Raw genomic sequence first — 22,276 nt, forward strand, 5'->3', positions numbered from 1 at the left:
AGAAATAAAAATGCCATTAAAAAAAACTACAAAAAACTTAAATCCAGGAACTCATAGTTTCTTTAATTTTTATTCAAACCTGTTTGCAAAACCTGTTTGATGCCTTCCAAATTATCTGAGAATTGCATCATCTGGGCTAAAACCTGAGCCATCTCATTTGCATTACCAAAACCTTTGAGCTTGTTGTTTTTTACAAAGGTTTCTTTGATAGATGCCCATCGGGCTTGTTCTTCATTTGAAATCGAATCAATTAATTCTTTGTATTTCAACAAGTTTGCTTCTGCAGAACCCGTGAGCGTTTGCGCTTCACTTTCATAATGCGCTAGTAATAGCGTTTGCAGCTCTTTATCATTCATAATGGGCACTACCTTAGCGACCAGCTTATTCATATCTCTGTAAGATCCTTGTAATTTAAAGGAGGGTTCTGTACGATAGGCATCTTCCATCGCAGCAGATTTTATATATGCTGTATTTACTGCAAGTACCGTATTTCTAATTTTTAGAACTTTTTCTAGAACAGATTGATATTCTTCTATCTCGCGGTTACTGTGATTACCTTTTAACTGTAATTCTTGATTTCCTGATTCTAAACGTTCTAGAAGCGTATAAACATCCTCAAAATTCTTACTACCTAATTGCTGTAAAACAGGATTTGCAGTAAGAGAATTTTCAATCAAACTCAGTTCAAATAAATCTGCGGTATCACCTATTATATCTCCCAGGTTGTAAATGTCAGCCCGGTTTGCGAGCATATCTGGAATCTGGAATTTTGCACCGCTTTCGGTATAAGGGTTACCAGCCATTATCACACAGAATTTCTTTCCGCGAAGATCGTAGGTTTTAGGTTTTTCTTTATAAACACCTTCTATTTTTCGGGTTCCGTCTGAGAGCGAAATAAACTTCTGTAAAAACTCTGGATTGCAATGCTGAATATCATCCAGATACAGCATCACGTTATTACCCATTTCAAAAGCCAGGTTCAACTTTTTTAATTCTTCACGAGAAGCCGAATTGGTCGCTGCTGCGGGGTCTACTGAAGTCACCTCGTGCCCTATCGCCGGACCGTTTATTTTCATAAAAACCAGTCCCAGGCGATTGGCGATATATTCCATCAGGGTGGTTTTACCGTAACCCGGCGGCGAGATTAACAGTAACATTCCCATACGATCTGTACGTGTGGTGTCTCCCACAGTTCCTAATTGCTTTGCAAGATTGTCTCCAAAAAGAGGGAAGTATACCTGATCTATTAATTTATTTCGTACAAACGAAGTCAAAACTTTCGGTTTAAACTCTTCAAGTTTCAGGTCTTCTTTCAGGGTTTGTGTGACTTCATGTTTCGCCTGGCGAAAAGCCTCAAAAGTGGGTACATCTTGAGTTACAAAAGCAGATAAAGTCGTCACAAACTCGTGATAGTTAAAATTGAACGTACCGTTAGATAACGTTTTGTGATCGCCACTTAAATTCGTTATTACTTCATTAGGTGAAATTGCATTAACCTTGGAAACCGAATCATCCTCAAATAGAATTAAACAAACAACCTCATCTGCATACTGCAATTGCTGCAGCTGCTCATTTACTTGAGAAACACGACTACTTTTAATAAACGCCGAAATCCACTGTCTAACAAGCCTTATTTTAGAGGCATAATCTATTTGCGACTCGTAACTATTTTTAAACTTAAGATCTGCCTGCTGTTCTTTTAAATGAATTATAAAGTCATCTTTTATTGAAACCGCTAAAGCGCTATTTATAAACGATTCGTCACTTTGCAATTCTTTAAAAAGGTATGCTGCAATAGTTGCGCTATGTTCTTTAGGAAATAAAACGGTCTCCTCTGCGAAAACACTCAGTTTAGCAATTAATATGTTTACCACAAACTCATAATCAGGATTATCAGGAAAATATTGAAGCACCTCTCCTGAAGACTTTATTTGGGTATTTAGTTGCTTTTTGTCAGTTTCATCTAAGTAATTCCAAAAATACTGAGCATTTGCACGTATTTGTGGCTGATAGATTAACAAGCCTAAATCATTGTGTTTTTGTACAAGTACACGCAAAATATTGGCTGCATCAACATCGTGAACACCCTTCACGTAGCCTTCGCTATACTTATTGCTACTCGCCTCCTGTACAATTTTTAAGAGCTCTTCGTCTGAAGCCTGTTGTAAAAGATGCGTAGCTGTAGTTTCAAAAATTGAGTAAGCCAAGTATGCAGAACGGTAAACAAACTCATTTTCTGAAACATATTCCTGATCCCAAATCTGACGGGAGTTCAATAAAATCGGGTGATTAAGCTCCTGATAAAAATCTGTGCCGGTAAGGTGATATGCAAGAACGCCATCTTTTAAAACAATAGTTAAATCAAGTGCCTGACGGTTTACCCCAAATTTATGTTTTCCTAAACGTATGATGTTCTCACCATCTTCATACAGATCAAGTTTATCTTTGAGTTTGCGTAGCGCATCTTCACGTGCAACTTTTAAAGCGGTTTCTAACTCTTCTGCCTTACCACTATCATCTAAATCATTAAGCTGCTTGATAATGTCGCGCACCTTATTTATCATCAAATCTGCAGCAAAATACCCGTTGATTTCATCTACAGAACCCAGACTTTGAGCTCGCTTTTCAACACCTTTTAATATACGTTCTGAAGCATTTTTAAGAGATAATGCTTTTTTATTTCGTTTCTCAACCAACGCGTTTTTCCGTGCTTCAAAAGCAGCATAAACTTCTTCGCGCTTTTCCAAAATAAGGGAAATAAATTCTTCAAAATCTGCAAATTTACCTTCTAATTCTTCAAGTTGAATTGAAATCTTATTTTGAAACTCGTCGCATTTTTCCGGCGTAGCCGCAATATCCAGGTAGTTGATGATACTTTGATCAATCAATTTAAGTTGCGCGGCAAAATCTGCTTGTGCTTCTGCACTTCCTAAACTTTTTTTCTTGTTCTTGAGTGCAGCTTTGAGCTGATTTATAGTTGCGAAAATCAACGAAATAGCATCGACAATCTGTGTTGCGTGTGAGGTATCTTCTATCTCAAGATTGGTTACAATATCAATCAATAACTCTAAATCTGCCGCAATCTGATTTACTTCCTCTTCAAGCTTTTTAGCATTGATAACCTTTTCAATTTCATCTAACGCTGTTTTTTTCTCAGATACTTTATCGTGATAGGGTTGTAACGCTTTAGGATCTAACAAGAACTGAACACAACGCTCAGAAATTTTTTGAGATTGTCCTGCAATATCTTCCTCTAACTTTTTTAGAAAAGCTGTATCAACATAACGTACTTCATAAAGACTAATAACTTTTCCGCGTAAAGCACGCAATTGAGTCAACAGCTCTACAAATTCATTAATAGACTTAAACGAGGTGCTTTTTATTTTACTAAAAACCTGCTCTGCGTCTTCCCGTATTTCTTTAGTTTGCTTCTTTGCATTTTGACGCAGTTGAGTAACCTTTTCAAATTCGTCGATTGCGGCATTTGCGGCTTTATTTATTTCCGCAAGCGGAAGATCTAAACGTTGCGTTTGTTCATCGGTAAGCCAATAATAAGCATCTTTAATATCTTTAGCAGACTTTGCTATATCTGCATAAAGACCATCATAATTATCTTCTTTATTTAGCAGCGTAATTAAGGCTTGTGACTCTGCCATCGCCTTAACGATGTCTTTGTTACCTATTTTATAGAGTATAGAATCTGTATACTGAGAAGGCATATAATCGCCCTGCAGATAAGGCGTTTGCCAGATTTGTACCGTATGATGTTTAGTTTGATTTTCTTCGGAATTAAAATAACAGAGTTCGCCATTTTCTAAAACCGTAAAACCACTACAAACAATAGGCGTAATAATTTCCTGACTAATGATGTTATAGGACATCAATTTGTACAAGCCCTTTTTAGGCTCATAAAACACATACATAAAATCCTCCCCATTAGGCGAAGCAATTTTCTGTTGAAATTTTAAATCAATGATTCCGTCATCAAAAACATGGTATTCACCGGTTTGCAAATAATAGCCATTCGGGAAAATTATACCCTGATCGTCTGGCAGTAAGACAGCTGCTTTACCTATGCTTTCAATCTTATGAACTTCTTTTATTTTATGATTGTATACAAAGTATCTGGGCGGTTCCTGAAAGGGTTTTATTTCAATCGCGATTAAGTTTCCTAAATCGGCAAAGCGATATTGACCATCATCAAGCGTCTGGTCTAAATGTGCTACAGGTTCAGATAAAATACCTTTACCATCTTCGGTGTTGTCTTCAATTTTAATAGTTAAATCACCCCCTATAGTCTCTACAAAAACACGATCTAAGATCGAAACATGCGAGTGTACACCATAACGGTGCATATCGCGGGTAACTTCTAACCATTTAAACTCATGCTGCGCCGGGAAACGATACTCGTGGTCACTACGGTTATCTATATACTCAAGTCTATTTTCTTTTATTAACCACTTAAAAGTTTTAATATCAGTCACACTTTCGCTCAGCTGAAACACCATATGCAGGTAGTTTCCTATGATGGCAAAACGTGAAAAAATGGTATTGCGGTAGTATTTATAAAGATTGGAAAAATCGGTTTTGAAGGTATTATCTTCCAATAAATCAAGAGAAATTGCTTCAAATCGATTTTCAGTAAAACGATACATACTAAACACATCTGAAAGTAAAATTTCTGTACGCAGTCCAAAATGAACATTATAACCAAAAATACAGGTTTCTCCCAGTGAAACGATATCTCGCGCAATACAGTTATTTTCTGTATTGATACGGTCATTAGCAATAAGTTTAGTCTCTAACGATCCAAAAACCGTCTTACGATCTTCATTTAGTTTTCCTAATTTATCCTGAAGCTCCTGCTTATGCTTTTGCAAACGCCCACGTATGATCGCATAGGTGCCTCCATCAAGAGTATCCTGAGTAGGAGTTTCTATAGGGTTATTTATTGATTTTGACGTTTCTGCCATTTTAAATCTTACTTTTTTAAGTAATTATAGTAACTAACTGAATAGGTCTTCGACAAGCTTAGACTTGCATCTCTCTGAATTACTTTTCTTAAAGTAATCGACAAACTCAGACTGACACCACAACGTCACACTGAGCCTGTCGAAGTGCTTATTTAATTTTACTTCAGCTTCTTATCAGATAAGCCTAAACCTTTTGCAAGATTAAAAAGATTACCAAATAAACTCTGCTCTTCACTGTCGTGAGATTGCTCTTTGAGATGCATTAACAGGTTTGCTATCGTAAGATTTTTAATATCTTCTGAAGAAACGCCGTATTTGTCTGCAAACTCTTTTACTTTTTCAAGCAAATTACCTTTGACATCGTCGCTGCCCAAAATTGCATTCTTTACATCCTGAATATTAGTGCTGTTAGCTACCAGACGATCGTAACCTTTTGCTCTGGTAATCTGACCGATAATCTGATCAAAGAACATGGTCTCGCCACCTACAATATCAATTTTAGCTGCTTTCAACGCATCGCCTATTACCTGAGCCTGAGCATCAGCAATATCTTTTTGAATGTTTATATGAGCCAGATCAACTTGCAATTCTTTATCTAAACGCAGTTTAAACTCTTCGTGCTCTTTACCTACACCGTCAAGTTTCTTCATTGCGTTTGCTTTTTCTTCGATACCTGCTGCATCTGCAAGTGCTTTACCTTTTATTACATCTGCTTCTGCCATACCATCTTTGCGCTTGGCATCTGCTTTTGCTTCCATACCGGCTGCTTCTGCTTTTGCTTTCTTCTCTATAATAGAGGCTTCAACAACACCCTGGCGCTCGTGCGCATCTGCTTTTGCGTGCATTACCTGTGCTTCAGACATACCTACAGTCGCTTCTTCTTTAGCTTGTGCTTCTGCTAAAATTTTACGTGCCTGCGCTTCTTTCTCTGAAGCTTCTTTATGAGCAAGCGCTTCGATATTGATTTCTTCCGCTTTTTGTTTAGCAGCTTCTTTTTGAGCTTCGGCAGCTTTAATCGTTTTAATTAATGATTCTTCTGCATTAGCTTCAGCTATGGTAATTTTAACCTGCTTATCTCGATCTGCCGTTTTAAATGCCTGAATATCTTTCATATTCTCCTGCTCGGCCACCACACCTTTTTCAAGAATAACACGATCGCGTATCACATCCTGAATATTTTTCTTCTCAACTTCTACAACTTTCTCTTTCTCAATTTGAGCTAGTGTTACCACACGTTCTCTTTCAGTTGCTTCCAGTAAACGATCTTTTTCAACACGTTCTGTTTCTACAGCATCGGTGCGTTGTTTATTTTTTGCAGCGACAATAATCTGACGCTCCATATTTTCTTCTGCAACCTTAACTTTTTCCTGTGTTGCAATACGCGCTGTTTCAGACTTAAGGCGTTCTTCTTCTGCAACCTTCATCGTCTCTGCTTCCTCTCGTGCTTTAATATTAGCAATCTCTCGTTTCTGCTGTTCTTCTTTTTCAGCAAGCTGTTTGTCTAACTCTAGTATCGCCTCGCGAGCTTCAACATCCTGCTTGCGAATGGTTTTCTCCTCATCTCTCTTAATAAGGTTTGCTTTTACATTCTGAATTGCGGTAAGCTCTGTAATTTTCTTAATCCCTTCGGCATCCAGAATATTATCGGCTTTTAAATGTATAACCGGAGTTTGCTCTAAAAAGTCAATCGCACAATCTTCTAGCGTATACCCATTAAGATCTGTACCAATGATGTCTACGATCTCATCACGAAACTCGCGACGCGCCTCATACAATTCAATAAACTGAAATTTCTTCCCAACAGTTTTAAGAGCTTCAGAGAATTTAGCTTCAAAAAGATCTTCAAGGGTTTCTATACGAGAAGCACGAGCAACACCAATAGTCTGCGCCACTTTTTTAATATAGGCAACATCATTATTTACTCTAACGAAGAACGCCACTTTAATATCTGCGCGCATGTTGTCTTTACAAATAAGACCTTCTACTCCAAGTCTTTCAATCTGGATTTTCTTAACCGAAACATCCATGATTTCTACTCTGTGGAATACCGGAACTACATACAAACCTTTATCTGTAGCTACTTTAGTCCCACCAAAACCGGTACGTATAAGTGCCTGTCCCTGATGTACTTTTTTGTAAAACATCGCGATGATCGCGAAATAAACGATGACCAGGAACAAGAGAATTCCCAATCCAATTCCAATAATTGGTAAAATTTGATTCATATTTGATTGATTTATTTAGTCGTTATAATTTTGTACTAAGTAATAGGTCTGATCTGGTGAGTGTTTAATAATCAACACCGAACTTCCATAAATTAGTGGTTCACCCGTAAGTGATTTTACATAAATAGACATGGAGTTGCCGTCTGCAACAACTTCTGCATTGCCCATTTTTTCGCCTGAAATATTTGAAAGCAAAGTTGCTTTTCTACCCAAATAATCTACTGCTACATCACCGTCTTTGTTGAGGTGAGTAAAAAAACCTTTAAAAGGAGTCGTAAATATTTTATTTACAAATAGTGCCGGAATACACGTAATTAACATAATTGCAAAGCCAAATACATTATCGTAAGTAAATGTAAGCGCAGTAGTTATACTGGTCATTAACCACCAGATAAAAATCCAGCAGGTAAAGGTGAACATAAACGGAAGTCCAACAAAGTTGAAGTAGATTAGGAAAATCTGCCAACCTTTTAAGGGTTTACGGCGTTTCCCTATTACATTCTCTTTTGTTACTTCAACATTAGACACATCTTCAAAGTCCATATTACCGCCTTCCAGGCCGGTGTCAAGATCTACATCTGCATCAATATCTACATCGACATCAATGTCCAGATCAAAATCAAGCCCTCCTATCATGGTGACAATCCAGTATAAAATAAGGATGATCAACAATATGGATAGAACCATATTTACGGGTGAAAAAAGGACTTCTGTTAATGTTGCGTTCACCATTATGCCTGGTTTTTAGAATCGTTAAAACCTAATTGCGATTTTAATTTTTCAAGTTCGTCTTCTGCTTTTTCAGTTGTAAGATCTGCTGCTTTATCCAGTTCGTCATCAATAGACTTTTTTGAACTGGCGATATCTCCATACGCTTCTGCTAAAGCTTCTTCCTGAGCAACTTTTTCTTTCATACGCTCAAGCATAGAAACAGTACCAGTACTATCTAATTCAGCCATTTGTTTATTTAGGCTTTTAGTAGCATTGCTCACTTTAACTCGAGCTTTAAGCGTTTTGAGTTCGTTTTCCCACTTACTGATATTTGCTTTTATATTCTGAATATTTTTTTGCAATTGCGCTACGTTACCGTCAAATTTCTCAGATTCAACTTTAGCCTGCTCTACTTGTTTCTGCGCTTCTTCTTTCTTTAATAAAGCTTCTTTAGCCAGGCGGTCTGCTTCTGCAGCATCCATCTGCTCGTTGTGCGCTTTTTTAAGAATAATTATAGCTTTACTCTGATACTCTTCTGCTTTATTTTGATATTCATCCTGATCGTTTTTAGCTCTAATAGCCAAAGCTTTTACTTGCGCTAAAGCCTCCAGACTTTTATCAAGATCCTGCTTCATATCACGAATTCCCTGCTCTGTTAATTTGATAGGGTCTTCCATATTATCAATTGCCGAATTTGCTTCAGCCTCTCCTATTTTAAAAAGTCGTCTAAAAATGTTCATGGTTTCTAAGGTTTAATATTTTGAAAATTCAATAATTTTATCTGAGTACTCACTCATTAAAAGGCTTAAGGAGTTTAAAGAACCTTCCAATTCATTAATATCCATATTCTCAATCTGAAGCGTATCTCTAAATATCACTTTCTCACCAGATTCGTTTATCACAAATGCGCCGTGAATGATATCTCTGTTTTTCTGCAACAAGCTTTTAAATATCTTTTCAGACTGATTGTTAATCTTAAAAATAAATTGCTCTAGTATTAAAATAGGCGGTGCAACTCCCAGAATAAGATTTCGTATAACAGAACTCTCTTTTTGCACAACAATGATCCCATCTTCAGGATTCTCAAATGTTATATTAAAATCGAGTTCTAGTAGAAAGGTTTTTGTAATTAAAAAATGATCTTTCATCGGTTAGTACTTGGTGAAATGTTAAATTTTTCTAAAGTTTAATAATACAAAAAACTGTGCTTTAAATCTTCAGACAGCGGTAAATATTGTTGTTAATAATGTGTAAATAAGCATTCCCATAACGTTTGATTTTTGATTGATGAATAAATTATTTGAAAATAACGCCAACTAATACTTCAGTAATACTAAAAAAATTAGCTGATTGTTGATTTATTAGCTAATATTGTTAGGTAAATATAAGTAAATATTTATCAATTGCAAATATAATTAGCAAATTATGTCTTTTTTCGGAAAAAATATTAGAAAAATTCGCAGCGTTAAAACTTTAAGTCAACAGGCGTTCGCAGAGCTATTCGACTTAAAACGAGGCACTTTAGGTGCTTACGAAGAAGGTCGAAGTGAACCCAAGATTGAAACTTTAATAAAAATTGCTAATTATTTTAGCATTCCTATAGGTGATTTACTAACACGCGAATTAACTGTAAACGAACTTTTAAAATTTAAAGGAGAGTTGACTGAGCAATTTGAAGCGATTAATAAAGAACGTTTTACCGCAATACCCTGCATTACAGAAAAAAATAGCGCAGATTATATAAACTACTTTGATAAGAATAGTTTTGTTGCAGATATGGTTCACGTTGAAGTACCCATTGATATCAAAACACCCTTGCGCGCCTACATTATCACAAACCTGGAAATGAGTAGTCAGGATCAGGGTTTGTTTCCTAAAGACTGGGTCATAGGAGAATTTGTACCTCAGGATAACTATACAAAATTGAGCAATGGCACACTCGTGCTAGTTTTAGCGATGAACCAACTTATACTACGCAGACTTTATATCGTAAATGATCAATTCATTTTAAGAGCAGATCACAAGAGTATAGATGAGATAACTGTGGCGGTATCTGATGTTAAAGAGATGTGGTGTATAACCGCTGTTTTTCAAAGACGTGTTAGTGAAGTTTCAAGCGGTATTGAAGAAAAGTTAATCATGCTCGAGCAGGAATTTGCTAAGTTAAGAGGAAGATTATAAATCTACTCCGCAAGTTCAAAATTACCTAACTTTTCTTCCTCGCGCAGTAGTCTGCGTTGTTGCTTAATCGTTAATGTACTCCCATCATGACTCCAACCCGGAGGCCCAAAAATGTACATGAACTTATCATAAAGTTTTGGAGACTTTTTAGTATCTAACCAAATGTCTTTATACTCGTGTGTAAGTATGACAAAAGGGTTGTATGAGTCTGGCGCATGTGTTACACCATATTCGATATCAATCTCCTCGTCAAGTTCTTTAAAAGTTCCAAAAATACGATCGAAGGTATTTAAGAACCCGCCATGGTTCTTATCCATATATTCCAGGTTTCTGGCGTGATGTACTTGATGCATCGTATGGGTATTAAATACTTTATCTATAATACCCAGCTTTGGTATATATTGAGAATGTAATTGAAATTGCCATAATGCTTCAATGCCTAAACAAACGACTAACATTTCTGGCGGAAAGCCTATAGCGACAATCCATACATAAAACAAAGGTTTGTAAAATATGGTAAACCAACCGTTACGCACAGCAGTACCTAAATTAAAATTATCTGAAGAATGGTGAACAATGTGCGCAGCCCAGAAAAAACGCACCATATGATTTTGTCTGTGAAACCAATAATAGGAGAAATCATCTGCCAGTTGACATAAAATCCAAATATACCAGGCATAACCAAAAGAAGTCCAGCCCATAATATTTGTTCGTACTCCATCAATCTCAGGATTGAAGAGGTCATAAACCCAGTTAAAGAGTAAAATAACAGTGACTGTTTTAACTAAAGGGGCTATTATAGAAGAACCAACACCCATCACGAGGCTGGCCGTTAAATCTTTCCAGTGATAAAGTTCTTTTCTTTCTGAGTGTTTGCTGTAGGTAAGTTCAACGAGTATTAATCCTAAAAAGCAGGGAACGCCGTATATTAACGGGTTAGTAAAGTCCATAAAGTTGGTTTAATCCCAAAAATAGACTTTGCAAAGCACAATTCAATAGTTTTAATGCTAAAGCTCTAATTTTTAATTAATTCGCAATTTTAGATTTTTTAGCTTCTTCCCAAAATACATCCATCTCTCTCAGAGTCATATCTCGCAAATCTTTATTTTTTTCTTTTGCTTTAGTTTCTAAATACTGAAAGCGCTTAATAAATTTCTTATTAGTACGCTCAAGTGCACTTTCAGGGTCTATTTTTAAAAATCGTGCATAGTTAATCATCGAAAATAAAACATCTCCAAACTCAGCTTCCATTTTAACCTGATCTTTAGCATCTACCTCAACCTGTAGTTCGGCCAATTCTTCCTGTAGTTTTTCAAAAACCTGTTCGGGCTTTTCCCAGTCAAAACCCACTCCGGCAACTTTATCCTGAATACGGCTTGCCTTAACTAATGCTGGCAATGATTTTGGCACACCTTCTAATACCGAAATTTTACCTTCTTTCAGTTTTAAATTTTCCCAGTTACGCTTTACATCTTCCTCATTTTCAACCTTTACACCACCGTAAATATGCGGATGCCGCGAAATTAGTTTTTCACAAATTCCATTAGCAACGTCGGCAATATCAAAATCAGATGTTTCACTACCTATTTTTGCATAGAACACAATGTGTAATAATAAATCACCCAACTCTTTTTTAACTTCCTCGAGGTCATTATCAAGAATAGCATCTCCTAGTTCGTAAGTCTCTTCAATGGTAAGATGCCTAAGACTTTCAAGTGTTTGTTTACGATCCCACGGGCATTGCTCACGCAACTCATTCATAATAGTTAGTAAACGATCTATTGCTTTTAACTGCTCTTCTCTACTATTCATAACGGTATGTGTATAAACTAAAAAACCACAATCTGATTTCAATCAAATTGTGGTTAAATTATAAAAACTAAACTGTTTATTTTTTACGGGCTGCTGTGCTTTTTGCACTTGCACCTTTTTTAGCCGAAGATGATTTACCACCTTTAGGCTGTGTATTTGCAGTTGTCTGTGCTTTAGGAGCAGCTTTAGCTGCTACTTTAGATTTACCTTCTTCAGAAGCATCATCTGCCGTTTCTTTTTGAGCTTCTCCTAAAAGGTTATTTTTCTGTAATAAATTATACCATTGAATTACCTTTTTGATATCACTTGCATAAACGCGATCTTCATCAAAATTTGGTAAAATCTCAAAGAAATAAGCTTCGAGCTCATCTTTAGAACCTTTGTGATCTATGGCGCTACCTCCATTTTCTTTCTCTGCTATTTTAGCAAAAACTTCACGCAATGGAGACTCCCCATCTAAAGTATAAATAGAGATTTCTGATAGCACACTCACATTATGTCTTAAACCTACAGGCATTTTCTTACCATCGGCCAGTGATTCTGCAATAAAACCAGATCGCGTTTGTGCGCGAAGGTGATATAATCCCGGTTTTCCTGAAATTGAAACTATTTTATCTAAACTCATAATATATTTTTATCCGCAAGAGCGGGTTTGATTTCTTTAATTATAGCTCATTAAGAGGCTGGCAAATATCTAGGCTCTTTTTCAATTTTCAAAATTTATTAGAAGCCTAAATGCAAAATTAATTAACGCATTTTTTTATCGGGAAAACGCATACGATATTCAGCATTGGTTTTTCCTTTACTTATAGCTGCTAACTTACTTTTAATTATACGTTTTTTTAAACTGCTGAGTTTATCTGTAAATAAAATTCCTTCAATGTGGTCATACTCGTGTTGAATCACACGTGCTAATAATCCATCAAAGTCTTCAATATACTCGTTAAACTCAAGATCCTGATACTTGATCTTGACATTAGGACATCTAAAGACATCTTCATTAACGCCGGGAATACTCAAGCAGCCTTCATTAAAAGCCCATTCGTCACCTGTTTCTTCTACAATTTCAGGATTAATAAATGCTTTCTTAAATGTTTTTAAACGTGCTTGTTCTTCTTCAGTTAAATCGTCATCATCTGCAAATGGTGTTGCATCTACGACAAATAGACGAATTGCTTTTCCTATTTGAGGTGCAGCAAGCCCTACTCCACTAGCCGCGTACATAGTATCAAACATATTATCAACCAGTTTATCTAAATCTGGAAAATCTTTAGCAATAGGAGCTGCTTTTTTTCTTAATACGGGATCTCCGTATGCAACTATAGGTAAAATCATGAGTTCTAATTTCTATATAATAATTCTCAAATATTCAGCAAGCTTACAAATTATATAAGTATGACTGTAAAATGATTGTCGCACTTATTTCATCTAAGAGTGCTTTATTCTGTCTTTTCTTCTTCTTTACACCACCGGTTATAAGGGTTTGAGCAGCCATTTTTGATGTAAAGCGCTCGTCTACCCGTTGTATAGGTATTGATGTAATTTTTTCTAGGCTTTCGCGAAATTTACTTATCTCTACTTCTACCTGAGAGGCACTGTAATCCATACGTTTAGGTTCTCCTAAAAGTATAAGCTCTACATTTTCTTTTGCCAGATACTCTTTTAAAAAGCCCATTAAAACTTTAGTATCTACAGTAGTTAAGCCAGAAGCTATAAGCTGCAACTCATCAGTAACTGCAATACCTGTGCGCTTTGTACCATAATCTAATGCGAGAATACGAGCCATATTATTTTTTGGCAAAAATAAGGCTTTAAAACTTATAGCGGGTATCTTGGTTTTTTTATTGTGCCTAAACTATCTTTAAACCCTGAATCTATTTAAACGATTCTCTTATTTTATATAACCGGAAATCTTATTAAATGAAACAAGTACAAAATGTAATTGAAGCAGCCTGGGAAGATCGTTCTCTTTTAAGTGAGAAAGTGACTCAAGATGCAATACGTGAAATTATTGAACTTCTAGATAATGGTACCTTAAGAGTTGCAGAACCAGATGGTGATGGCTGGAAGGTGAATGAGTGGGTTAAAAAAGCCGTAGTGCTTTATTTCCCTATTCAAAAAATGGAAAAATTAGAAGTAGGTATCTTTGAATACCACGATAAAATGCCTCTTAAAAAAGGATATCAGGATAAAGGAATACGTGTTGTGCCTAATGCAGTTGCACGTCACGGTGCATATATCTCTAAAGGTGTAATTCTAATGCCAAGTTATGTAAATATAGGAGCATATGTAGATGAAGGTACCATGGTAGATACATGGGCAACCGTAGGTAGTTGTGCTCAAATAGGTAAAAATGTACACCTAAGTGGTGGTGTAGGCATAGGTGGTGTTTTAGAACCTTTACAAGCAGCTCCTGTTATCATTGAAGATAACGCATTTATAGGCTCTCGCTGCATTGTTGTTGAAGGCGTACATGTAGGTAAAGAAGCTGTTCTGGGTGCAAATGTTGTATTAACCGCTTCTACAAAGATTATTGATGTTACCGGTGATACTCCTGTTGAGACTAAAGGGTATGTACCCCCACGTTCTGTAGTAATTCCTGGTAGTTATACTAAGAAATTTGCTGCAGGAGAATACAATGTTCCTTGTGCATTGATTATAGGTACCCGTAAAGAAAGTACCAACAAGAAGACTTCATTAAATGATGCACTTCGCGAATATGATGTAGCGGTTTAAAGATTTTTAATGAAAATTCTCATTATACAACAGAAGATGATAGGTGACGTACTTACGTCATCTATCCTTTTTAAAGCCCTACGAGAATTATATCCTGAAGCAGAACTTCATTACCTCATTAAAAAACATACGTTTGCGGTTGTTGAAAATAACCCGATGATTGATAAAATTATTTTTGATCAGGAAGATTTTGAGGGTGCTGAAATTTCTTTCTTAAAATTTGCACACTTACTTAGAGCTCAAAACTATACCGCAGTTATTGATGCATACTCTAAAATAGGTTCTGCCCTCTTATCTTTTTATAGCGGTGCTAAAATACGTTCCGGAAGAGCCAAATGGTATACCCGGGCTTTCTACACCAGGAGTTCTACCTACGAAAGTACTCAAGTAAATAAAGCCGGACTCGCTATACAGTTTAGGCTGAAATTAGCAGCATGCCTGGGTTTAGATCAAAGCATATCCTATCAACCTAAAATTTATTTAAGTGATCTTGAGATTACTGAGGCAAAAGAATTTCTAAAGAGTTTTGAAATAGATCTTTCTAAACCTCTTATAATGATAGGTGTTTTAGGAAGCAATCCTCAAAAGACCTATCCGCTTTCTTATCTTGCAGAACTTTTAGAAACACTCATTGCTACCTCAGATGCACAATTATTATTTAACTATATCCCCAGTCAGCTCGCTGAAGTTAAAGAACTATACAAATTGTGCTCTCCTAAGGTTCAGGCTAAGATATTTTTAAATTGCTATGCTAAAAGCCTTCGGAAATTTATCGCGATATGCCATCATTGCGATGCGCTTGTAGGTAATGAAGGTGGCGCCATACACATGGCCAAAGCAGTAGGCACGCGTACATTTGCGATTTACGCTCCACAAATAGAAACAAAAGCCTGGAGTTTTGAGGAAGATAAAAATCACAGCAGTGCTCATTTACAACATTTCAAACCCCAACTCTTTGAACATTTAAAATCTCAAAAAGAAATCCTGGCAGAAAACCATAATTTATATCAGAACTTTACTCCAGATTTAATTAAACCTGATTTGATGCGTTTTTTAAAAAACTTAGCTCCTTATGAAGTATAGATTTCTCATCTATATCTCGCACACCTATGGTATTCCTATCGGTGAACCTTTAGAAGAAGAAATCAAAAGGCTGGGCTTTGAGGTAAAATGGTTTGCTGACCTGGAGTATACACAAAAAGCGATATCTGGAAAAGAGGTTTGTAATACTGTTGAAGAGGCTATATACTACCACCCACATATTGTTTTAACGGCTACAGACAGCGTTGCTTATTTCATACCCGGCATTAAAGTACAGATCTTTCACGGTTTTCTGGCAAATAAGCACAGTATGCGAAAGGGACACTTTAGGATACGTAGTTTCTTTGATTTATACTGCACACAAGGTCCTTCTACTACATCTGTTTTTAATGAAAAGAAAAAGAAACTCGGCTTTTTTGAAGTTGTAGAAACAGGATGGAGTAAAGTAGATCCTTTATTTCCATTAGTACCAAAACCGGTTACCAAAAAACCAGTGATTTTTATCGCTTCAACATTTTCACCTAAATACAGTCTTGCGTATCAAGAAAGTATGATACAAGAAATAAAAAGACTTTCAGAAACAGGACGGTACAGGTTTTTGTGCGTTTTACATCCTAAGTTACCAGAACATATAATAAACCAGTTTAAACAGCTGGAAGGACCTGATTTTACATATTACAATACGACAGATCTCATGCCACTTTTCAAGAAAGCAGACTTGATGCTGGCCGATACAACATCTGCAATTACTGAATTTATTTTACAGGAAAAACCGGTAATTACATTTAACAATTCTAAACCCGGACCTCACTTTATTAATATTAAGAAAGCTGAGGATTTAGAAACAGCAATAATAAAAGCGGTAGAAAAACCAGCAGGGTTAATGACTGCTATAAAAAATTATATACAGATAACACACCCTTACTTTGATGGGAAATCGAGCAAGCGGGTCATCGAGGCTACGATAGACTTTTTACATAAGGATAAATCTTATTTAAAAAAGAAACCACTCAATCTCGTACGCAAATATAAAATGCGTAAGCTTCTCAATTACGAACCCCTTAAGTGGAGCTCTGCCGTACCAACGCTTCCTAAAATTGAGAACCGTAAAAAGCTTTCAGTACTCATTCCTACATTTAATGAAGAGGCTAATCTTGAGCAAGCATTACAATCTGTAGATTTTGCTGATGAAATTATTATAGTTGATTCATTTAGTACAGATAAAACTCTAGAAATTGCGAAGCGTTATTCTGCAACTATTCTACAACGTAACTATGAGAATTCCGCATCTCAGAAAAATTGGGCAATTCCTCAAGCTACGCATAAATGGGTTTTGATTATTGATGCAGACGAGCGAATTACTCCGTCCTTGAAAGACGAAATTCTAATCACCTTACAAAATCCTGATCCTGAACTTGCTGGTTATTGGATTTATCGCCGCAATCATTTTAAAAATAAAGTAATCTCTTATAGTGGTTGGCAAAACGATAAAGTAATCCGTTTATTTAGGCGTGATCAATGCAAGTATGAAAATAAATCTGTTCACGCTGAAATAAAATGCACCAATAAAATAGGAATACTCCAGAACAAAATAGATCATTTCAGTTTTAAATCTGAAAAACAATATGTTGATAAGCTTAGAACATATGCATTCTGGCAAGCCAAAGACTATGATAAGATTACCGGAAAATTAACTGCCTATCATTTTATACTTAAACCGTGCTGGCGTTTTTTTAAACATTATGTTCTGCAACAAGGGTTTAGAGATGGGTTGCCAGGTTATACTATAAGCAAACTACAGGCATACGCCGTGAGAATGCGCTATATTGAGCTTCGACATTTGAGAAATACCAAGAAAAATTAATATTCTATTTTTTCCAGAATTTAATTTTCTTTTTTAAGGCACGCTTCTTTTTAAAACGCTCTTGAAAATTTACCGTTTCCTGCCACATAGCATCTTCGGTTTCTTTAGGATCATAATTTGCTAAACGTGCATATTCCTGCGCCATAATGGCAACCGTTTCCCGGTGTGGAGTAAGGCGTGAAAAGTTGTGCATTCGGGTTTTAAAAGACATTGGTTTAAACTCCATTCTATTAAGGTCTACCAGATAAAAATCATAACCGGCTTCCGTTTTTTTAATTAATGTATTTCCTGCAGAATGGTCTAGAAAATGAATTCCCTTTTCGTGTAATTCAAAGGTAAAGGCAGTAAAATCTACTAGAATCTTTCTCCAATCTGGATAATTTTTATCGTGAACTAAAGTCCTGTAAGTTAAATCTGCATTTAAATTTTTGCATATATAATAACTCCTACCAAAAAGCAATCCTGAATCTTCAACCGCATAAGCGATAGGGTCTGGAGTTTTTATATGTAAACTCAATAACTTCTGCGCATACTCAAACGAGCGATGCGCTTTAGATTTTCTGAAGTACTTGTAAACAACTCTATTTATAAAATTAGGAATTCCAAAGGCTTTAATAGCCACCTCGTCACCGTCTAACTGGAAAATTTTTATCTGATTGCGTGTACCATCAGAAAGCATTGTACCATCTGTATCAAAATTTTTGATTAAGGCTTCTAGTTGAAAAAGACTATTTTTAAAAACGTTTGCTGTGAATATTTTCATACTGAAAATTTAATTTGTAAAATTAAGTTTTATAATGCTTTCAGTTTGAAATTATAGGCGCTAACTCAACTCCTTTTTAAAATATCTATGAAAATTCTAATTGTATCCAGCTATATTTTTGGCTATATGGAATATCTAAAACCTGCGCTTGAATCAAAAGGTATTACTGCAGAATTTGTATATCACGGCAAGGCTCCACTCGATTTTAAATATAAAAGTAAATGGCATCATCTCGTAGCTTTTATAAAGAAAACGGTAGGATTTAACACTAAAATGGAGTTTAGAGATCGGGCTCTCAAAAGTCATCTATCTCATAAAAGTTTTGATTCGATTTTGGTGATACATCCCCAATATTTAGCAAATCAAACTCACGTATTTTTAAAATCTATCACCAATAAGTACATTACCTTTCTTTTTGACAGTCTTGCAAAAATGCCTCGTCAGATGAGTGTATTACATCATTTTGATACGGTTTTCTCTTATGAAAAATCAGATTGTGAAAAACACGATTTTAAATTCTTAACTAATTTTATACCGGTTTCAGAAAAACCTACAACTTTAGTAAAACCGCGTTACGACTTTTTTAATATTTCAACACGTGATGAGCGTTTTCCTAAACTTCTTAACATCGCTAAATATCTAAAAGAAAACAGCATTAAGTATGAATTTTTAGTTCACACTAAAAATTCAAAAGAAATAGAATACGTTAAAACAATTAAAAGAAAAATTGAAAGCCAGGAAGTAAATTGTGAAATTTCTCAAAGTTTAGGAATGGTAGACATTCAACGTGAAGATCAAACTGGTCTGAGCTTTAGAGTAATGGAAAGTTTAGGTTTTGAGAAAAAATTATTAACTACAAATAAAGATGTGATTAATTATGACTTTTACAACCCAAACAATATTCTGGTTGTAGATCTGCAAAACATACTTATTCCTGAACAGTTTTTAAAAACTCCTTATCAAAAATTACCGCCTGAGATTTACAATAAATACACTACCACAGCTTGGGTCAATACCGTATTCTTAGAAAATTAATAAAAATCCTTTTTTATTTCACTGCTCCAACACCAGGAAGAATTCGTTTTTCTGAAAGTACATTCTCGTAATACGAATTATTTATTTCCAGATTATCTTTAGATTTCTCCTGATGCCAAATATGATAAACAATTCCAGCATAGCGTATACGCTTTCCAGCAACTCCACTATGTAATAATCTTGCGGCAAAATCAGAATCTTCCCTACCCCAACCTGTATAAAGCTCATCATAGCCATTAACGTTCATCGCATCTGCTCTCCAGTAAGAAAAATTACAACCTCTTGTTTTAGTTGATAATTCTAGAGAAGATTTATAAAAGCCACATAATACAGGAAATCTCAGTGTGCGTGTTCGTTTTTTTATTCCCTTTGAAAAGAAGTTAAAGTCAATCTCCTTTTTTGAGAAAAGTAATTTTAAATACCCTTTTTGAATATTTACTCTACTTCCATATAGAAACGTGTTTTTTGCTGAAAATCGCTTGTGATCTTCAATAAAACTGCGATGCATAATGCAGTCGCCATCTATCTGTATCACGTAATCAGATACACATTTAAGCAGTGCTTTATTTAGAATTTCCGATTTTCTAAAGCCTCTATCTTCATGCCAAAAATGATGAACCGGTTTTTCAAAACGTTTTTTAAAATCTTCAATAATCTGTTTGGTTTCAGAAGATGAGCCATCATCAGCAATTAAGACCTCATCAGGTAAAACAGTTTGGTTTTCTAAACTTGCTAAAACAAGTTGTAAAGCCTGAGGCCAATTATAAGTAGGTATTAGTATGGCAGCAGTCATAAGATGATAGAATAATAAAATAAAACAGGCATTGATCTCAATTTATTTGCAAGATAAGTTTTCCTATTATTTATACACAAAGCGATAACTTTGAACAAAATTTCAGGTTAAAAATTATGGCGGCTAAACGATACGAACAAAATATTATTGACGAGGTAAATGAATCTATAACCGTATTAAAACGAGGTGGACTACTACTCTACCCTACAGATACCGTTTGGGGAATAGGTTGCGATGCTACTAACGCTGATGCTGTTGATAAAATTTTCGCACTCAAAAAACGTGCAGAAAGCAAATCATTAATCTGCCTGGTAAGTGATTTTAAGATGCTTAACCAATACATAGAAAACATACCGGAGATCGCTTACAGCATTTTAAAATACGCAGAACAACCCACTACTATAATTTATGACGATCCCATACGTGTTGCCGAAAATCTGATTGCAGAAGACAATACCCTGGGAATACGTGTAGTTGAAGATGGTTTCTGCAAGGCCCTGATAAAAAAATTAGGTAAACCACTGGTTTCTACCTCGGCAAATATAAGTGGTGAAAAAACTCCTATGCGTTTCCCAGAAATAAGCGAGCCAATTTTGGAAGGAGTAGACTATATCGTAAATTTGCAGCGCAAACATAAATCGACCAAATCCTCAACGATAATTAAGTTGAAAAATAACGGTCAAGTTGAGATTTTACGAAAATAATACCTCATGTCAATCCCCAAATATCCGGAAGCACTAAAGCCTAAAATCTTTGATGTAATTACCCGGGCTTCTGAAGAATTAGCATTAGAAAGCTACGTGATAGGTGGTTATGTGCGTGATTATTTATTAAAACGTGGTTCTGCTAAAGATATAGATATTGTTGCAGTAGGCAGTGGTATTGAGCTTGCTCAAAAAGTGGCTTCGCTTCTTAAACACAAACCTAAAGTGCAGGTATTTAAAACATACGGCACCGCAATGCTCCGTGATGGTGATATTGAAATTGAATTTGTTGGTGCCCGCAAAGAGTCCTACTCTGAAAATAGTCGAAATCCCGTCGTAGAAAATGGTAGTTTAGAAGACGATCAAAACAGACGCGACTTTACTATTAATGCTTTGGCATTAAGTCTTAACGAGGCTACTCGTGGTAATCTGGTTGATTCTTTTAATGGTATTGTAGATTTAGAGCGCGAGATTATAAGAACGCCTTTAAATCCTGATATTACCTATAGCGATGATCCTTTACGTATGATGCGTGCAATACGGTTTGCTACGCAGTTAGATTTTACAATAGAACGTACTTCTCTAGAAGCAATTAGCGCAAATAAAGAGCGTATTGAGATTATTACTAATGAGCGTATAGTAGATGAGCTTAACAAAATAATGCTGAGTAAAAAACCTTCTAAGGGATTTCTTTTACTTGAAAAAACCGGATTACTTCCGCTGATCTTACCCGAACTTACCGCTCTAAAAGGTATCGAAGAAAAAGAAGGACAAAAACATAAAGACAATTTTTATCACACACTTGAGGTGGTTGATAATATTTCAGAAAACACAGATGATGTATGGCTTAGATGGGCAGCACTTCTACACGATATAGGTAAAGCACCTACTAAGCGTTTTGATAAAAAAATAGGATGGACCTTTCACGGTCACGAGTTTGTGGGCGCTAAAATGGTTTATAAACTTTTCAAAAGGCTAAAAATGCCCCTTAATGAAAAGATGAAACTTGTTCAGAAATTGGTTTTAATGAGTTCGCGTCCTATCGTAATTGCCGAAGATTTTGTGACAGACAGTGCTGTACGACGCCTTATTTTTGATGCAGGTGAAAATCTCGAGGAGTTAATGACGCTTTGTGAAGCAGACATCACCACAAAAAATCCAAAACGCTTTAAGAGATACCATAATAACTTTAAAACAGTACGATCAAAGATTGAAGAGGTTGAAGAGCGGGATCACTTGCGTAACTTTCAACCACCGGTAAGTGGCGAAGAGATTATGAAAACTTTTTCCCTTAAACCGTCACGAGAAATTGGTCTTATAAAAGAGGCGATTAAAGAGGCTATTTTAGAGGGAGAAATCCCAAATGAATACCATGCAGCGCACGAATTTATGCTTCAGAAAGGAGCAGAATTGGGCCTGGAAGCTATAAGTAACTAAT

Annotated in this window: 19 protein-coding genes; 7 read left to right on the plus strand and 12 right to left on the minus strand. The window is 35.8% G+C overall.

Annotated elements, in window-relative coordinates; all coding sequences use genetic code 11:
• Positions 1–62 precede the first annotated feature (62 nt).
• The 5 genes from P164_RS07485 to P164_RS07505 form a co-directional block, all read right to left on the minus strand.
• A complete protein-coding gene (locus P164_RS07485; protein ID WP_028375818.1) occupies positions 63–4,973 on the minus strand; it encodes a DNA repair ATPase in 4,911 nt (1,636 codons plus the stop codon).
• A 158-nt stretch (positions 4,974–5,131) separates the two neighbouring features.
• Positions 5,132–7,198: an SPFH domain-containing protein gene (locus P164_RS07490; protein ID WP_028375819.1), complete on the minus strand. Its 2,067-nt coding sequence runs from the start codon at positions 7,196–7,198 to the stop codon at positions 5,132–5,134.
• Between the two features lie 15 nt (positions 7,199–7,213).
• Positions 7,214–7,930: a hypothetical protein gene (locus tag P164_RS07495; protein ID WP_035899406.1), complete on the minus strand. Its 717-nt coding sequence runs from the start codon at positions 7,928–7,930 to the stop codon at positions 7,214–7,216.
• Positions 7,930–8,649, minus strand: a complete 720-nt coding sequence (locus P164_RS07500; RefSeq protein WP_028375821.1) for a PspA/IM30 family protein — start codon at positions 8,647–8,649, stop codon at positions 7,930–7,932. Before P164_RS07500 ends, P164_RS07495 begins: the two co-directional genes overlap by 1 nt.
• A gap of 12 nt (positions 8,650–8,661) precedes the next feature.
• A complete protein-coding gene (locus P164_RS07505) occupies positions 8,662–9,057 on the minus strand; it encodes a hypothetical protein (RefSeq protein WP_028375822.1) in 396 nt (131 codons plus the stop codon).
• 277 nt (positions 9,058–9,334) lie between these two features.
• Here P164_RS07505 and P164_RS07510 point away from each other — a divergent pair, with 277 nt between their 5' ends.
• The gene (locus tag P164_RS07510) at positions 9,335–10,090 is read left to right on the plus strand and encodes a helix-turn-helix domain-containing protein (protein ID WP_028375823.1); all 756 of its coding nucleotides are present in this window, start codon (positions 9,335–9,337) and stop codon (positions 10,088–10,090) included.
• A 2-nt stretch (positions 10,091–10,092) separates the two neighbouring features.
• Here the strand turns inward: P164_RS07510 and P164_RS07515 are convergent, their stop codons facing one another.
• The 5 genes from P164_RS07515 to ruvX form a co-directional block, all read right to left on the minus strand.
• Entirely contained in the window at positions 10,093–11,040 is a 948-nt protein-coding gene (locus P164_RS07515) for a sterol desaturase family protein (protein WP_028375824.1), read from the minus strand.
• Positions 11,041–11,116: 76 nt separating this feature from the next.
• On the minus strand, positions 11,117–11,902 hold the full coding sequence (gene mazG / locus P164_RS07520; RefSeq protein WP_028375825.1) for a nucleoside triphosphate pyrophosphohydrolase: 786 nt from the start codon (positions 11,900–11,902) through the stop codon (positions 11,117–11,119).
• Positions 11,903–11,978: 76 nt separating this feature from the next.
• Positions 11,979–12,527 (minus strand): DUF5606 domain-containing protein, encoded by a 549-nt coding sequence (locus P164_RS07525; RefSeq protein ID WP_028375826.1) that lies wholly within the window; start codon positions 12,525–12,527, stop codon positions 11,979–11,981.
• 122 nt (positions 12,528–12,649) lie between these two features.
• On the minus strand, positions 12,650–13,237 hold the full coding sequence (def, locus tag P164_RS07530) for a peptide deformylase (protein ID WP_028375827.1): 588 nt from the start codon (positions 13,235–13,237) through the stop codon (positions 12,650–12,652).
• 43 nt (positions 13,238–13,280) lie between these two features.
• Positions 13,281–13,688: a Holliday junction resolvase RuvX gene (ruvX, locus tag P164_RS07535; protein WP_028375828.1), complete on the minus strand. Its 408-nt coding sequence runs from the start codon at positions 13,686–13,688 to the stop codon at positions 13,281–13,283.
• A gap of 134 nt (positions 13,689–13,822) precedes the next feature.
• On the opposite strand from ruvX, the gene P164_RS07540 reads away from it, so the two are divergent.
• From P164_RS07540 to P164_RS18960, 3 genes are read left to right on the plus strand one after another with little or no spacing between them, the layout of a single operon-like run.
• On the plus strand, positions 13,823–14,638 hold the full coding sequence (locus tag P164_RS07540) for a 2,3,4,5-tetrahydropyridine-2,6-dicarboxylate N-succinyltransferase (protein WP_028375829.1): 816 nt from the start codon (positions 13,823–13,825) through the stop codon (positions 14,636–14,638).
• A 9-nt stretch (positions 14,639–14,647) separates the two neighbouring features.
• Positions 14,648–15,721 (plus strand): glycosyltransferase family 9 protein, encoded by a 1,074-nt coding sequence (locus P164_RS07545; protein WP_028375830.1) that lies wholly within the window; start codon positions 14,648–14,650, stop codon positions 15,719–15,721.
• Positions 15,711–17,543: a glycosyltransferase gene (locus P164_RS18960; protein WP_234405831.1), complete on the plus strand. Its 1,833-nt coding sequence runs from the start codon at positions 15,711–15,713 to the stop codon at positions 17,541–17,543. Before P164_RS07545 ends, P164_RS18960 begins: the two co-directional genes overlap by 11 nt.
• Before the next feature lie 4 nt (positions 17,544–17,547).
• Here P164_RS18960 and P164_RS07555 read toward each other — a convergent pair whose 3' ends face one another.
• Positions 17,548–18,306 carry a lipopolysaccharide kinase InaA family protein gene (locus P164_RS07555; RefSeq protein WP_028375831.1) on the minus strand — a complete coding sequence of 253 codons (759 nt, stop codon included), beginning with the start codon at positions 18,304–18,306 and terminating at the stop codon, positions 17,548–17,550.
• Positions 18,307–18,393: 87 nt separating this feature from the next.
• Here P164_RS07555 and P164_RS07560 point away from each other — a divergent pair, with 87 nt between their 5' ends.
• Positions 18,394–19,341: a hypothetical protein gene (locus tag P164_RS07560; RefSeq protein ID WP_028375832.1), complete on the plus strand. Its 948-nt coding sequence runs from the start codon at positions 18,394–18,396 to the stop codon at positions 19,339–19,341.
• Positions 19,342–19,354: 13 nt separating this feature from the next.
• Here the strand turns inward: P164_RS07560 and P164_RS07565 are convergent, their stop codons facing one another.
• On the minus strand, positions 19,355–20,134 hold the full coding sequence (locus tag P164_RS07565; protein ID WP_028375833.1) for a glycosyltransferase family 2 protein: 780 nt from the start codon (positions 20,132–20,134) through the stop codon (positions 19,355–19,357).
• 116 nt (positions 20,135–20,250) lie between these two features.
• Between P164_RS07565 and P164_RS07570 the strand changes: the two genes are divergently transcribed.
• Together P164_RS07570 and P164_RS07575 are read left to right on the plus strand one after the other, a co-directional pair.
• The gene (locus P164_RS07570) at positions 20,251–20,838 is read left to right on the plus strand and encodes an L-threonylcarbamoyladenylate synthase (RefSeq protein WP_035899410.1); all 588 of its coding nucleotides are present in this window, start codon (positions 20,251–20,253) and stop codon (positions 20,836–20,838) included.
• Between the two features lie 6 nt (positions 20,839–20,844).
• Positions 20,845–22,275 (plus strand): CCA tRNA nucleotidyltransferase, encoded by a 1,431-nt coding sequence (locus P164_RS07575; RefSeq protein ID WP_028375835.1) that lies wholly within the window; start codon positions 20,845–20,847, stop codon positions 22,273–22,275.
• Position 22,276: the final 1 nt, after the last annotated feature.

Origin of the sequence: Leeuwenhoekiella sp. MAR_2009_132 (genome assembly GCF_000687915.1) — a bacterium.
Taxonomy (GTDB): domain Bacteria; phylum Bacteroidota; class Bacteroidia; order Flavobacteriales; family Flavobacteriaceae; genus Leeuwenhoekiella.